Annotated in this window: 12 protein-coding genes and 1 tRNA gene; 11 read left to right on the top strand and 2 right to left on the bottom strand. The window is 68.5% G+C overall.

Annotation, left to right across the window (positions count from 1 at the left end):
• Positions 1–145 precede the first annotated feature (145 nt).
• The 9 genes from BLV92_RS13765 to BLV92_RS32080 all read left to right on the top strand — a co-directional run bounded on the left by BLV92_RS13765 (position 146) and on the right by BLV92_RS32080 (position 9,904).
• Positions 146–241, top strand: a complete 96-nt coding sequence (locus BLV92_RS13765) for a potassium-transporting ATPase subunit F (RefSeq protein ID WP_090545729.1) — start codon at positions 146–148, stop codon at positions 239–241.
• Entirely contained in the window at positions 238–2,043 is a 1,806-nt protein-coding gene (kdpA, locus tag BLV92_RS13760) for a potassium-transporting ATPase subunit KdpA (RefSeq protein WP_090545727.1), read from the top strand. Before BLV92_RS13765 ends, kdpA begins: the two co-directional genes overlap by 4 nt.
• A gap of 85 nt (positions 2,044–2,128) precedes the next feature.
• Positions 2,129–4,222: a potassium-transporting ATPase subunit KdpB gene (kdpB, locus tag BLV92_RS13755; protein ID WP_090545725.1), complete on the top strand. Its 2,094-nt coding sequence runs from the start codon at positions 2,129–2,131 to the stop codon at positions 4,220–4,222.
• Between the two features lie 100 nt (positions 4,223–4,322).
• Complete coding sequence (gene kdpC, locus BLV92_RS13750; RefSeq protein WP_090545724.1) at positions 4,323–4,904, top strand: potassium-transporting ATPase subunit KdpC; 582 nt, start codon at positions 4,323–4,325, stop codon at positions 4,902–4,904.
• A gap of 25 nt (positions 4,905–4,929) precedes the next feature.
• Positions 4,930–7,746 (top strand): sensor histidine kinase, encoded by a 2,817-nt coding sequence (locus tag BLV92_RS13745; protein ID WP_090545722.1) that lies wholly within the window; start codon positions 4,930–4,932, stop codon positions 7,744–7,746.
• On the top strand, positions 7,727–8,443 hold the full coding sequence (gene kdpE / locus BLV92_RS13740; protein WP_243844002.1) for a two-component system response regulator KdpE: 717 nt from the start codon (positions 7,727–7,729) through the stop codon (positions 8,441–8,443). Before BLV92_RS13745 ends, kdpE begins: the two co-directional genes overlap by 20 nt.
• 159 nt (positions 8,444–8,602) lie before the next feature.
• Complete coding sequence (locus BLV92_RS13735; protein ID WP_090545720.1) at positions 8,603–9,019, top strand: universal stress protein; 417 nt, start codon at positions 8,603–8,605, stop codon at positions 9,017–9,019.
• 24 nt (positions 9,020–9,043) lie between these two features.
• Positions 9,044–9,448 (top strand): hypothetical protein, encoded by a 405-nt coding sequence (locus BLV92_RS13730; protein WP_244283795.1) that lies wholly within the window; start codon positions 9,044–9,046, stop codon positions 9,446–9,448.
• Positions 9,449–9,748: 300 nt separating this feature from the next.
• On the top strand, positions 9,749–9,904 hold the full coding sequence (locus tag BLV92_RS32080) for a hypothetical protein (protein ID WP_166676649.1): 156 nt from the start codon (positions 9,749–9,751) through the stop codon (positions 9,902–9,904).
• A gap of 158 nt (positions 9,905–10,062) precedes the next feature.
• Here BLV92_RS32080 and BLV92_RS13725 read toward each other — a convergent pair.
• Both BLV92_RS13725 and BLV92_RS13720 read right to left on the bottom strand, forming a co-directional pair.
• Positions 10,063–10,137, bottom strand: a tRNA-Arg gene (locus tag BLV92_RS13725).
• Between the two features lie 227 nt (positions 10,138–10,364).
• Positions 10,365–10,547, bottom strand: coding sequence for a rubredoxin (locus tag BLV92_RS13720; protein WP_090545718.1), 183 nt, complete (start codon positions 10,545–10,547; stop codon positions 10,365–10,367).
• A 293-nt stretch (positions 10,548–10,840) separates the two neighbouring features.
• Here BLV92_RS13720 and BLV92_RS13715 point away from each other — a divergent pair, with 293 nt between their 5' ends.
• Together BLV92_RS13715 and BLV92_RS13710 are read left to right on the top strand one after the other, a co-directional pair.
• Positions 10,841–11,251, top strand: a complete 411-nt coding sequence (locus tag BLV92_RS13715; protein WP_090547078.1) for a DUF4399 domain-containing protein — start codon at positions 10,841–10,843, stop codon at positions 11,249–11,251.
• A 129-nt stretch (positions 11,252–11,380) separates the two neighbouring features.
• Positions 11,381–13,312 carry an ATP-binding cassette domain-containing protein gene (locus tag BLV92_RS13710; protein WP_090545716.1) on the top strand — a complete coding sequence of 644 codons (1,932 nt, stop codon included), beginning with the start codon at positions 11,381–11,383 and terminating at the stop codon, positions 13,310–13,312.
• Positions 13,313–13,362: the final 50 nt, after the last annotated feature.

The raw sequence follows: 13,362 nt of genomic DNA, 5'->3' as shown, positions 1-13,362 counted from the left end.
AACCTTCCGGCTGGCCCTGTCCGTTACGGGAGAACACAACAATGGACCTGATCTACCTCGCCGGCATCGTCTTCTTCTGGGGACTATGCGTGGCACTCGCGAGCGGCTGTGAAAAGCTCGCGCGACGTTCGTCCGGAGGCCGCGCATGAGTGCCTGGATGATCTGGCTCGCGGCCGCCTCGACGCTGCTGCTGCTTTTCTACCTCGTGTACGCATTGCTGCGCGCGGAGGACCTCGAATGAACGCCAACAACCTTTTTCACGCCGTCGTTTTCATCGCGGTGCTGATCGCGATCGCAATCCCGCTCGGCCGCTACATGGCCGCCGTGTTCGAAGGCCGCTCGGTCCTCGTGAAGCTCGGACGCCCCGTCGAGAACCTGCTGTACCGGCTCGCGGGCGTCGATCCGCAGGCGGAGATGTCGTGGAAGCACTACGCGCTCGCGGTGCTGCTGTTCAACCTCGCCGGCGCGCTGCTTGTGTACGCGTTCCTGCGGCTTCAGCAATGGCTGCCCGCGAACCCGCAGGGTTTCGGCCCGATGACGCCGGACGCCGCGCTCAACACCGCGGTCAGCTTCGTGACCAACACGAACTGGCAAAACTACGGAGGCGAATCGACGCTCAGCTATCTGTCGCAGATGGCCGCGCTCACGGTGCAGAACTTCCTGTCCGCGGCGACCGGCATCGCGGTCGTCATCGCGCTGATCCGCGGTTTCGCGCGCCATTCGGCGCAGACGATCGGCAATTTCTGGGTCGATCTCACGCGCTCGACGCTGTACGTGCTGCTGCCCATCTCGTTCCTGCTCGCGCTGTTCTTCGTGAGCCAGGGCGTGATCCAGAACTTCAGGCCGTACCAGGACGTGCCGACGCTGCAGACCACGACCTACCAGGCGCCGAAGACCGATGCGCAGGGCAACGCGGTGAAGGACGCGCAGGGCAACCCGGCGATGCAGGACGTGAAGGTCGACAAACAGACGCTGCCGATGGGGCCGATCGCATCCCAGGAAGCGATCAAGATGCTCGGCACCAACGGCGGCGGCTTTCTGAACGCGAACTCCGCGCATCCGTTCGAGAACCCGACGCCGCTGTCGAACTTCGTGCAGGTGATCGTGATGCTCGCGATCGGCGCGGGCCTGTGCGTGACGTTCGGGCAGATGGTCGGCGACCGCCGCCAGGGGTATGCGGTGCTCGCCGCGATGACAATCGCGTTCGCGGTCGCGTGCTGGGGCGAGATCGCGGCGGAGCAGGCCGGCAATCCGCTGTTCGCGTCGCTGCGGGTCGACCAGAGCGCGACGCCGCTGCAGGCGGGCGGCAACCAGGAAGGCAAGGAAGTGCGCTTCGGCATCGCGGATTCGGGCATCTTCACCGTCGCGACCACGTCGGCCTCGTGCGGCGCGGTCAACAGCATGCACGACTCGCTGACGCCGATGGGCGGCTTCGTGCCGATCCTGATGATGCAGCTCGGCGAAGTGATCTTCGGCGGCGTCGGTTCGGGCCTGTACAGCATGCTCGCGTTCGCGCTGCTCGGCGTGTTCATCGCGGGGCTGATGATCGGCCGCACGCCGGAGTACGTCGGCAAGAAGATCGAGTCGTACGACATGAAGATGGTGTCGATCGCGGTGCTCGTGATGCCGCTGCTCGTGCTGACCGGCACGTCGATCGGCGTGCTGACGGCCGCCGGCACCGCGGGCATCTTCAATCCCGGCACGCACGGCTTCTCCGAAATCCTGTACGCGTTCACGTCCGCGGCGAACAACAACGGCAGCGCGTTCGGCGGCCTGTCGGTGAACACGCCGTTCTACAACGTGTGGCTCGCGGTCGCGATGTGGCTCGGCCGCTTCGTGCCGATCGTCGCGCTGCTGGCCGTGGCCGGCTCGCTCGCGGCGAAGAAGCGGCTCGCCGTCACCGGCGGCACGCTGCCGACGCACGGCCCGCTGTTCGTCGTGCTGCTGCTCGGATCGGTGCTGCTGATCGGCGCGCTGACGTTCGTGCCGGCGCTCGCGCTCGGCCCGGTCGCGGAGCATCTGCAGATGATCGCCGGCCATTGAACCAGAGGAACGTATGACTCAATCCACTCCGACGCCTGCCCATCGTCCCGACAATCTCGGGCAGGCCCGTATCGCCGTGCGCTCGATGTTCGACCCGTCGCTCGTGAAACCCGCGATCGCCGATTCGTTCAGGAAGCTCGCGCCGCGCACCCAGTTGCGCAACCCGGTGATGTTCTGCGTGTACGTCGGCAGCATCCTGACCACGATCCTGTGGATCGCGGCGCTCGCCGGTCAGGCCGAGGCGCCGGCCGGCTTCATCCTCGCGGTCGCGCTGTGGCTGTGGTTCACGGTGCTGTTCGCGAACTTCGCGGAGGCGCTCGCCGAAGGCCGCTCGAAGGCCCAGGCCGCGTCGCTGCGCAGCGCGAAGCAGAACGTGATCGCGAAGAAGCTGAACCAGCCGCATCCGAAGTCGCCGATCCAGATCGCCACGTCCACCGATCTGCGAAAGGGCGACGTCGTGCTCGTCGAGGCCGGCGACACGATCCCCGCCGACGGCGAGGTGATCGACGGCGTCGCGTCCGTCGACGAGTCGGCGATCACCGGCGAATCCGCACCGGTGATCCGCGAGTCCGGCGGCGACTTCTCGTCCGTGACCGGCGGCACGCGCGTGCTGTCCGACTGGATCGTCGTGCGCGTCAGCGTGAACCCCGGCGAGGCGTTCCTCGACCGGATGATCGCGATGGTCGAAGGCGCGAAGCGGCAGAAGACGCCGAACGAGATCGCGCTGACCATCCTGCTCGTCGCGCTGTCGCTGGTGCTGCTGTTCGCGACCGCGACGCTGCTGCCGTTCTCGATCTTCTCGGTCGCGGCGGTGAAGGCGGGCCACGTCGTGACGATCACCGCGCTCGTCGCGCTGCTCGTGTGCCTGATCCCGACGACGATCGGCGGGCTGCTGTCCGCGATCGGCGTCGCGGGGATGAGCCGCATGATGCAGGCGAACGTGATCGCGACGTCGGGCCGCGCGGTCGAGGCGGCCGGCGACGTGGACGTGCTGCTGCTCGACAAGACCGGCACGATCACGCTCGGCAACCGCCAGGCGTCCGCGTTCTTCGCCGCGCCGGGCGTCACCGAGCACGACCTCGCGGACGCCGCGCAACTCGCGTCGCTCGCGGACGAAACGCCGGAAGGCCGCAGCATCGTCGTGCTGGCCAAGCAGCGGTTCAACATCCGCGAGCGCGACATGGCCTCGCTGCAGGCGACGTTCCTCGCGTTTACCGCGCAGACGCGGATGAGCGGGGTGGACTTGTCCCCGCAGGGGACTTCCGCCGGGGCGTCCGGCCGCGAGATCCGCAAGGGCGCGGCCGACGCTGTGCGCCGCTACGTCGAGGACAACCGCGGGCGCTTTCCGCAGGACGTGCAGACGGCGGTGGACGACGTCGCGCGGCGCGGCAGCACGCCGCTCGTCGTCGCCGAAAAGGCGCGCACCGAAGGCGGCGCGGCGCGCGTGCTCGGCGTGATCGAGCTGAAGGACATCGTGAAGGGCGGCATCAAGGAGCGCTTCGCGGAACTGCGCAAGATGGGCATCAAGACGGTGATGGTGACCGGCGACAACCGGCTGACCGCCGCCGCGATCGCGGCCGAGGCCGGCGTCGACGACTTCCTCGCGGAAGCGACGCCGGAAGCGAAGCTGGCCACGATCCGCGCGCACCAGGCCGAGGGCCGCCTCGTCGCGATGACCGGCGACGGCACGAACGACGCGCCGGCGCTCGCGCAGGCCGACGTCGCGGTCGCGATGAACACCGGCACGCAGGCCGCGAAGGAGGCCGGCAACATGGTCGATCTCGACTCGAACCCGACCAAGCTGATCGAGATCGTCGAGATCGGTAAGCAGATGCTGATGACGCGCGGTTCGCTGACGACGTTCTCGATCGCGAACGACATCGCGAAGTATTTCGCGATCATCCCGGCCGCGTTCGCGTCGACCTATCCGCAACTGCGGGTGCTCGACGTGATGCACCTGACGTCGCCGTCGTCCGCGATCCTGTCCGCGGTGATCTTCAACGCGCTGATCATCGTGTTCCTGATCCCGCTCGCGCTGAAGGGCGTCAGGTACCGCGCGCTCGGCGCGGCGTCGCTGCTGCGGCGCAACCTGCTGATCTACGGGCTCGGCGGCATCCTGCTGCCGTTCCCGTTCATCAAGCTGATCGACATGGGACTCGCGGCCTGCGGCTGGGCCTGAGCGCCGACCGGCGACCTTGCCGGGCGGGATCTTTTCCGGACTCTTCGCCCGCCCGGCCTTTTTTTCACCGAAGACCTCCACGTTATTCGAGCCTACGATCATGAAGTCCATCCTGCGTCCCTCGCTCGTCCTGCTCGCCGTGATGACGGTGGCGACGGGCATCGTTTATCCGGCCGTCGTCACTGCGGTCAGCCAGGCCGCGTTCCCGCATCAGGCGAACGGCAGCCTCGTCGAGCACGGCGGCAAGACGGTCGGCTCCGCGCTGCTCGGCCAGCAGTTCGACGCGCCGTATTACTTCTGGGGCCGGCTGTCCGCGACGTCGCCGAACCCGTACAACGCGCAGGCGTCGAGCGGCTCGAACCTCGGGCCGACGAACCCCGCGCTCGCCGACGAGGTGAACGGCCGCCTCGCCGCGCTTCATGCGGCCGACCCGTCGAACACGGCGCCGGTGCCGGTCGATCTCGTCACGTCGTCCGGCAGCGGCCTCGATCCGGACATCAGCCCGGCCGCCGCCGCGTGGCAGGCCGGGCGCGTCGCGAAGGCGCGCGGCCTCGCGCGCGAGCAGGTCGACAGCCTGATCGCGCAGAGCACCGCCGGCCGGCAATGGGGGATCTTCGGCGAGCCGCGCGTGAACGTGCTGAAGCTGAACCTCGCGCTCGACGACCTGAAGCCGCTGCATTGACTGGCGCATGGCACGGGGACTTTCGATGGACCGGCCCGATCCCGATGAACTGCTCGACAGGATCCAGCGCGACGAGGACCGGCAGCAGCGCGGCCGCCTGAAGATTTTCTTCGGCGCGTCGGCGGGCGTCGGCAAGACGTTCGCGATGCTGCAGGCCGCGCGCCGCCGGCGCGACGAGGGCATCGACGTCGTCGTCGGCGTCGTCGAGACGCACGGGCGCAAGGAAACGCTCGCGCTGCTCGACGGGCTGGAGACACTCGCACCCGCGCGGGTCGCGCATCGCGGCCGCACGCTCGCCGAATTCGACCTCGACGCGGCGCTCGCGCGCAAACCGCAACTGCTCCTCGTCGACGAACTCGCGCATTCGAACGTGCCGGGCTCGCGGCACCTGAAACGCTGGCAGGACGTGCACGAACTGCTCGACGCGGGCATCGACGTGTACACGACCGTCAACGTGCAGCACCTCGAAAGCCTGAACGACGTGGTCGGGCAGATCACCGGCATCCGCGTGTGGGAGACAGTGCCGGACCGCGTGTTCGATCGCGCGGACGAGGTGACGCTCGTCGACCTGCCGCCGGAGGAACTGCTCGACCGGATGCGCGACGGCAAGGTGTATCTGCCGCAGCAGGCCGAGCGCGCGGTGCGCAACTTCTTCCGCAAGGGCAACCTGATCGCGCTGCGCGAACTCGCGCTGCGGCGCACCGCCGACCGCGTCGACGCGCAGATGCGCGAGTACCGCGCGGACCAGTCGATCGAGCGCATCTGGCAGGCGCGCGAGCGGATCATCGTGTGCGTCGGGCCGGGACCGGAGAGCGCGACGCTCGTGCGCTCCGCCGCGCGGCTCGCGGCGAGCCTGAAGGCCGACTGGCTCGCGGTGTATGTCGAGACGCCGAAGCTGCAGCGGCTGCCCGACGCGCGGCGCGAACGCACGCTCGCCGCGCTGAAGCTCGCGGCCGAACTCGGCGCCGAAACCGTCACGCTGCCCGGCGACGACGTCGCCGCGACGCTCGTCGCGTATGCGCGGATGCGCAACGTGTCGAAGCTCGTCGTCGGCGCGGCGGCGTCCGCGTCGGTTGGCTGGCGCGGCGGGTTTGGTCACGCGGCGGCCGCGCGGATCGTGCGCGCGGCGACCGACATCGACGTCACGCTGATCAACTCGCCGGCGGTGCGCGACGCCGCCGGCCGCGAGGATCGCGGCGAACGCGCCGCGCGTTTCGCGGGCCTCGGTGACGACGCGCGCCGCTCGCCGACCACCGCGTATGCGTACGCGCTCGCGCTGTGCGCGGCGATCACCGCCGCGGGCGCGGGGCTGGCCGACAGCATCGCGCTCGCGAACCTCGTGATGCTGTACCTGCTCGGCGCGGTGTTCGCGGCCGCGCGGCTCGGGCGCGGGCCGGGCGTCGTCTATTCGTTTCTCGGCGTCGCCGCGTTCGATTTTTTCTTCGTGCCGCCGCGGATGTCGTTCACCGTGTCCGACACGCAATACCTGCTGACCTTCGCGGTAATGCTGCTGACGTCGCTGACGATCAGCCATCTCACGTCGAGCCTGCGCCGCCAGGCGCACGTCGCGACGCTGCGCGAGCGGCGCGCGGGCGCGATGTTCGCGATGACGCGCGAACTCGGCGCGGCGCTCGCCACCGCGCAGATCATCGAGACCGGCACGCGGCACGTCGCGGAAATTTTTCACGCGCGCGTCGCCATCCTGCTGCCCGACAGCGCCGAGAAGGTGAAGCAGAAGATCGAGAATCCGGACCCGGCCGTCACGCTCGACGACGCATCGCTCGACGCGGACATCGCGCAGTGGGTGTACGACCAGCAGAAGCCGGCCGGCCACGGCACCGATACGCTGCCGGCCGCCGTCGCGCTGTACCTGCCGCTGAAGGCGCCGATGCGCACGCGCGGCGTGCTCGCGCTCGTGTCCGCGCGGATGGACGAACTCGCGGTGCCCGAGCAGCGCCGGATGCTGGAGACGCTCGCCGCGCAGATCGCGCTCGCGGTCGAGCGCGTTCACTACGTGGAGATCGCGCAGGACGCGCTCGTCAGCATGGAGTCCGAGCGGCTGCGCAATTCGCTGTTGTCCGCGATCTCGCACGACCTGCGCACGCCGCTGACGTCGATCGTCGGGTTCGCGTCGCTGCTCGCGCAGCAGCCGCACGACGCGACCCCGGCGGGCCGTTCCGCGCACGAACTCGCCGACGCGATTCACGACGAGGCGCTCAGGATGACCGGCCTCGTGACGAACCTGCTCGACATGGCGCGGCTGCAGGACGGCAGCATGCGGCTCCACCGGCAGTGGTCGTCGATCGAGGAGGTGATCGGCGCGGCGCTCGGCGGCGCGCGGCGGATGCTCGCGGGACGCAGGGTGACGACGCACGTAAGCGCCGAGTTGCCGCTCGTGCAGCTCGACGCGGTGCTGGTCGAGCGGCTGCTCGCGAACCTGCTGGAGAACGCGGTGAAGTACACGCCGGACGGCACGCCGGTCACGCTCGATGCGCGCATCGTCGTCGATGGCGACGGGCGGCGGCGCGTGCGCGTCGACGTGCTCGACAACGGGCCGGGCTTGCCCGCCGGGATGGAGGCGCGCGTGTTCGACAAGTTCACGCGCGGCGAGAAGGAGTCCGCGAAACCGGGCATTGGGCTTGGCCTTGCGATCTGCCGCGCGATCGTCGATGCGCACGACGGACGGATCGGCGCGGCGAACCGCGTCGGCGCGGACGGCCGCGCGAGCGGCGCGTGCTTCTGGTTCGAACTGCCGGCCGACGACGCGCCGCCGCCCGCAGCGGGTCCGGCGGATGCCGATGCCGACAGCGATGCCGGAATCGATGCAAAAGAGGGGGATTGAGCGGATGGAAGCGGTCGTCAACGTGGTCGTGATCGAGGATGACCGGCATATCCGCCGGTTCGTGCGCACGTCGCTGGAGGGCGAGGCGATGCGCGTCGTCGAGGCCGAGACCGGACAGCGCGGGCTCGCGATGGCGGCCGGCACGCGGCCCGATCTCGTGATCGTCGATCTCGGGCTGCCGGACGTCGACGGGCTCGACGTGATCCGGCAACTGCGCGAGTGGTCGTCGATGCCGGTGATCGTGCTGTCCGCGCGCAGCCTCGAACAGCAGAAGGTCGCCGCGCTCGATGCCGGCGCCGACGATTATCTGACCAAACCGTTCGGCGTCGGCGAACTGGTCGCGCGGATTCGCGCCCAACTGCGGCGGCACAACCGGACCGAGGCCGAGTCGCCGCGCGTGAGCTTCGGCGACGTCACCATCGACATGAACCTGCGGCTCGTGCAGCGCGGCGGCGACACCGTGCATCTGACGCCGATCGAATACCGGCTGCTGGTCGCGCTCGCGCGCCACGCGGGGCGCGTGCTCACGCACCGGCAACTGCTTCAGGAGGTGTGGGGGCCGTCGCGCGTCGACAGCTCGCATTACCTGCGGATCTACATGGGGCATCTGCGGCAGAAGCTCGAACGCGACCCTACGCAGCCGGAGCACATCCTGACCGAGACGGCCGTCGGGTATCGGCTGGCCGGCGTGCGGTAGTGCATGCGGTAGTGCGTGCGTTGATGCGGTGTTTACGCTTCCGGGCCGATTCTTTGCGGCAATTTGCGGGCGGGTCCGGTAACGTTGATCGCAGACGAAGGGGCGGTTTTCGGCCGCCTGTTTCAACATCGGGCCGGGCGCGGCCCAGCGAGGTTCCACGTGCTCAAACTGCTGATACCGATACTCGACCGCGACGGCGCGCCCGAAGCGGCGCGTCATGGCGCATTCCTGTTTGCGGAGTACTGCGTGTCGGAAGTGGAGATCGTCGAGGTGCTCGACGACGTCGGCGACGACCGGACCGCCGCGTTCCGTTCGCTCGCGCAACTGCGGCTCGGCGAGAAGCACGCGATGCGCGACGCGCTGCTGCGCACGCGCGCGATTCTCGACGACGCGGGCGTGCCTTATACGTGGCAGCGCGTGTTCGGGCGGCCGGAGCGGGTTATCGCCGCGTGCGCGGAGCGCGGGCATGCGGACATTGTCGTGATCGACGCGAGCCGGCTCGGGTTCTTTCGCCGATGGAGCGTGATCGCGCGGCTGCGGCGGCTTACGCATACGCCGGTGACGTTGCTGCAATGAGGGGGCGGGTTGCCGGGGGAACAGATGGATGAGCGGGTGGCGCTGGATACGGCGGACAGGAATCGCGGCGCGGCGACGGTTGCGCGACGCGGGAAGGTGGGGCGGAAAAGGGCGCTGACGAAGATCGTCGCCATCGTCGTGCTCGCGAACCAGATACTGACGACCGCGTTTGCGTTCGTCGCGCAGCGGAATCATCCGGACGCCGCGCTCGGGTTGACGACGCTGTTCAGCTTCGCGCTTTGCACGGTGCTGAGCGTGTGGATACGGTCGGATGCGAAGTACGCGTATCGCGCGGCTTGCGATGCGGGGTATGTCGAGACGTTACGCTCGGGTGTGAGGGTGGCGCGGCGGTGTCCGCGCAGGTGGCTTGTGGTTTTGTATGTGGAGTTGCAGGGGGGAGCGGTGGTGGCTTCATGCGTCAGGCGCTGACCGGGCGGGTCGTCGAATCGGTCGCGGCTGTCGAGTCACTGAAGCCAGGATTGCTGTTCCGGCCAGCGAGAATCGGCGGTGCGATGAGACGGGCAGCCGTTGAGCGATGGCATCGGGGAAAAGGAAGCGACTCTGTCGCCGTTCACGCGGCGGAACCGGATCTAGCACGATGCCACGCGAGACCGCCACGTTTTCGACGTCGCAACGCTACGAAAAGCCAATCGAGCGTCTTTAACAATCGTTAACTTTCACGCCGGTTTTGGTCGCCTACTCTTGGCTCGTTCACTCATGGAGGCAGCCATGTCCGATCTTCAGATGGTCACCGTCTTCGCAATGACGCAGGCGTTGCTGCTCGCGGCAGCGTGGATTGCGCATTGCCATTCGTTGTCGAAGCTGGGCGAACTGGAAGTCGTCGCACGCGCGCACCGTCCGGGTGGCGGGCAACGCAGGCGTTAGCGGATTCGGTGAATGCCGGCGGAGTAAGTCCGGTCGAAGAACCGGCGACGGCTACTGCCGGCACTGACCGCTCTGGCTTTCAGTGATGTTGTCGCGAAGCAGTTCGCGATGATGGGTGCGCGCGTAAACTCTCGCGCTGACGACAGGAAAGAGGCGGATGGCCCCCCCGGCAGGAATCGAACCTGCATCTAGCGCTTAGGAGGCACTTGTTCTATCCATTGAACTACGGGGAGACATACCACAACGAGAACGCAGCCGCGCTCCGCGAAGCCGCCATGTTTCCCAAGTGACCCGTCATGGCGCGGAGCCGTCGCGGTTCGGCATCCGGGCCGGCGTCGCGCGGCGTTCGATGCGCCGCTTCGCCAGCGTGATCGGATCGAATCGCGCCGCAGGGCCAAGAGTATAGCAAACGCATGACACCGCCGCGAACCGCCGCCGGCGCCAGAAATCCAGAACCCGCCTAGAACTCGACCACCGCGAACTCCGCCTTGCCCACGTCGCACAGCGGGCAGCGCCAGTCGTCCGGAATGTCCGCGAAGCGCGTGCCCGGCGCGATCCCTTCATCCGGCAGCCCTTCTTCTTCGTTGTAGATCCACCCGCAGATCAGGCAGACCCAGCTCTTGTACTCGATCACTTCACTCACAGCTCACATCCTTCGTTTGTGCCGGCGCCCGTCGTGCTGATCGCACCAGGCGTCCCGAACCCTTCAGACCCGTCGTTGCGTCCCCGTTTGACGGTGCGACGCGACCCGCGATGTTACCGGAAATCCTCCGTGCCGCCTGGGCGGACGCCGGCGCGCGTTCGCGGCGCGCCGTCATACGGGCGGTGTATGCTTTTTTCGCGCGTCCGATGGACGACGTGTCGCGGCGGCGCGCGGCCGGGCGTGATCGACTGAGGCGCGCCCGGCCCAACCAGAACGACAACCAGGAGCACACGATGACCCCCAGCACTTCTCGCCGATGGCTCGCGGCGGCGGCATGCGTCGGACTTTTCGCGGCGGCGGGCGCCGCGCGCGCGGACGGCGTGTCGTTCGTCGAGCCGAAGGACGGCGCGACGGTCAGCAGCCCGGTTCACGTGAAGTTCGCCGTCGACGGGATGACGGTCGCGCCCGCCGGCACCACGACGCCCGGCACCGGCCATCATCATCTGCTGATCGACAGCGGCCCGCTGCCGAAGGGCGAAGTCGTACCCGCGAACGACAAGTCGCTGCACTACGGCAAGGGACAGACCGAGGCGGACGTGCCGCTGCCGCCCGGCGACCACACGCTGACCGCGCAGTTCGCGGACGGCGCGCATCGCTCGGACGGCCCGGACTGGGCGCAGACGGTCACGGTCCACGTGAAGTAACCCCGTGAAGTAACCATGTGATGTAACGCTCGCCGCCCGGCATCCGGCGTCGCCGCGGGCCGCCGGATGCCCGCCCGCGCGGACCGGTACAATGCGCGCTTCAGGTCCAACGCAGGCATCGCCTCTTTCATGTCGCTTTACTCCATCACCGGCGCGCAGCTCGCGTTCGGCCACGTCGCGCTGCTCGATCACGCGGATTTTTCGCTCGAAGCGGGCGAGCGCGTCGGGCTGATCGGCCGCAACGGCGCGGGCAAGTCGTCGCTGCTGACGATCGTTGCCGACCTCGCGAAGCCGGACGACGGCCTCGTTACGCGCCAGCAGAATCTCTCGACGGTCTACGTGCCGCAGGAGCCCGACTTCGATACGGACGCGTCGGTGTTCGACACGGTCGCGTCCGGCCTCGCCGGCGCGCGCGCGCTGCTCGACGAATACGACGCGGTCGCGCACCGTCTCGCGGACACGCCCGAGGGCGCGGACCACGACGCGCTGCTCGCGCGGATGAACGCGCTGCAATCGTCGCTCGACGCGGCCGACGCGTGGAACTGGCGCACCCGCGTCGCGACGACGCTCGCGCAGATCGGCCTCGACGGCGACGCGCGGGTCGGCGATCTGTCCGGCGGGATGAAGAAGCGCGTCGCGCTCGGGCGCGCGCTGGTCCTGCAGCCGGACGTGCTGCTGCTCGACGAGCCGACCAACCACCTCGACTTCGAAGGCATCCGCTGGCTCGAAGACCTGCTCGTGTCGCAGCGCGCGAGCGTGCTGTTCATCACGCACGACCGCGCGTTCCTCGACCGCGTCGCGACGCGCATCGTCGAACTTGATCGCGGCCGGCTGCTGTCGTATCCGGGCAATTTCTCGCAGTACCAGACACGCAAGGCGCAGCAGCTCGAAGTGGAGCGCATCGAGAACGAGAAGTTCGACAAGCTGCTCGCGCAGGAAGAAGTGTGGATCCGCAAGGGCGTCGAGGCGCGCCGCACGCGCAGCGTCGGCCGCATCGCGCGGCTCGAACAGATGCGCGGCGAACGCGCGGAACGCCGCAACGTGCAGGGCAACGTGAAGCTCGACGTCGCGCAGGGCGAGAAGTCCGGCAAGATCGTCGCGGAGCTGACCGACGTGACGAAGCGTTACGGCGGCCGCGCGGTCGTCGACCGTTTCTCTGCGACGCTGATGCGCGGCGACAAGATCGGCCTCGTCGGCCCGAACGGCGCGGGCAAGACGACGCTGCTGAAGCTGATCCTCGGCGAGCTGAAGCCGGACGAAGGCACGGTGCGGGTCGGCACGAACCTGCAGGTCGCGTACTTCGACCAGATGCGCGCGCAGCTCGACCTCGAAAAGAGTCTCGCGGACACGATCAGCCCCGGCAGCGACTGGGTGGAGATCAGCGGCGCGAAGAAGCACGTGATGAGTTACCTCGGCGACTTCCTGTTCGCGCCGGAGCGCGCGCGTTCGCCGGTGAAGTCGCTGTCCGGCGGCGAGCGCAACCGGCTGCTGCTCGCGCGCCTGTTCGCGCGGCCCGCGAACGTGCTGGTGCTCGACGAGCCGACCAACGACCTCGACATTCCGACGCTCGAACTGCTCGAAGAACTGCTCGCGGACTACGACGGCACGGTGCTGCTGGTGAGCCACGACCGCGCGTTCCTCGACAACGTGGTGACGTCGGTGATCGCGGCCGAAGGCGACGGCCAGTGGCGCGAGTACGTCGGCGGCTTCACCGACTGGCAGACGCAGAGCGCCCGCGCGCAGCAGATCGCGGACGCGCGCAGCACGCCGGCGCGCGAGAGCGCGGCCGCGAGCGCGCCGAAGGAGAGCGCGGCGGGCCGCAACGCGCAGCGCACGGCGAAGCTGTCGTTCAAGGAGCAGAAGGAACTGGACGCGTTGCCCGCGCAGATCGAGGCGCTCGAAGCGGAGCAGAAGACGATCGGCGCGCGGCTCGAAGACGGTTCGGTGTTCGCGAAGGATGCGCAGGAAGGGGCGCGGTTGTCCGAGCGTTATGCGCAGATCGAAGAGGAACTGCTCGTCGTGCTCGAACGTTGGGAAGAGCTTGAAAGCAAGCGCAAGTAAGGGCAAATAAGGGCAGCAAATAAGCGGCCGCGGAACGCTGGCGCTGCCGT

It is taken from the genome of Paraburkholderia caballeronis (assembly GCF_900104845.1).
GTDB lineage: Bacteria > Pseudomonadota > Gammaproteobacteria > Burkholderiales > Burkholderiaceae > Paraburkholderia > Paraburkholderia caballeronis.
Note: the sequence above shows the minus strand (reverse complement) of the source record. Positions and strands in the feature narration are given on the sequence as shown.

Bases quoted from the DNA above. Each gene is read 5' to 3' on its own strand.
- BLV92_RS13765 (WP_090545729.1), top strand. From the start codon at position 146: ATGAGTGCCTGGATGATCTGGCTCGCGGCCGCCTCGACGCTGCTGCTG.
- kdpA (WP_090545727.1), top strand. From the start codon at position 238: ATGAACGCCAACAACCTTTTTCACGCCGTCGTTTTCATCGCGGTGCTG.
- kdpC (WP_090545724.1), top strand. From the start codon at position 4,323: ATGAAGTCCATCCTGCGTCCCTCGCTCGTCCTGCTCGCCGTGATGACG.
- BLV92_RS13710 (WP_090545716.1), top strand. From the start codon at position 11,381: ATGTCGCTTTACTCCATCACCGGCGCGCAGCTCGCGTTCGGCCACGTC.
- BLV92_RS32080 (WP_166676649.1), top strand. From the start codon at position 9,749: ATGTCCGATCTTCAGATGGTCACCGTCTTCGCAATGACGCAGGCGTTG.
- BLV92_RS13730 (WP_244283795.1), top strand. From the start codon at position 9,044: ATGGATGAGCGGGTGGCGCTGGATACGGCGGACAGGAATCGCGGCGCG.
- kdpE (WP_243844002.1), top strand. From the start codon at position 7,727: ATGCAAAAGAGGGGGATTGAGCGGATGGAAGCGGTCGTCAACGTGGTC.
- kdpB (WP_090545725.1), top strand. From the start codon at position 2,129: ATGTTCGACCCGTCGCTCGTGAAACCCGCGATCGCCGATTCGTTCAGG.
- BLV92_RS13715 (WP_090547078.1), top strand. From the start codon at position 10,841: ATGACCCCCAGCACTTCTCGCCGATGGCTCGCGGCGGCGGCATGCGTC.
- BLV92_RS13745 (WP_090545722.1), top strand. From the start codon at position 4,930: ATGGACCGGCCCGATCCCGATGAACTGCTCGACAGGATCCAGCGCGAC.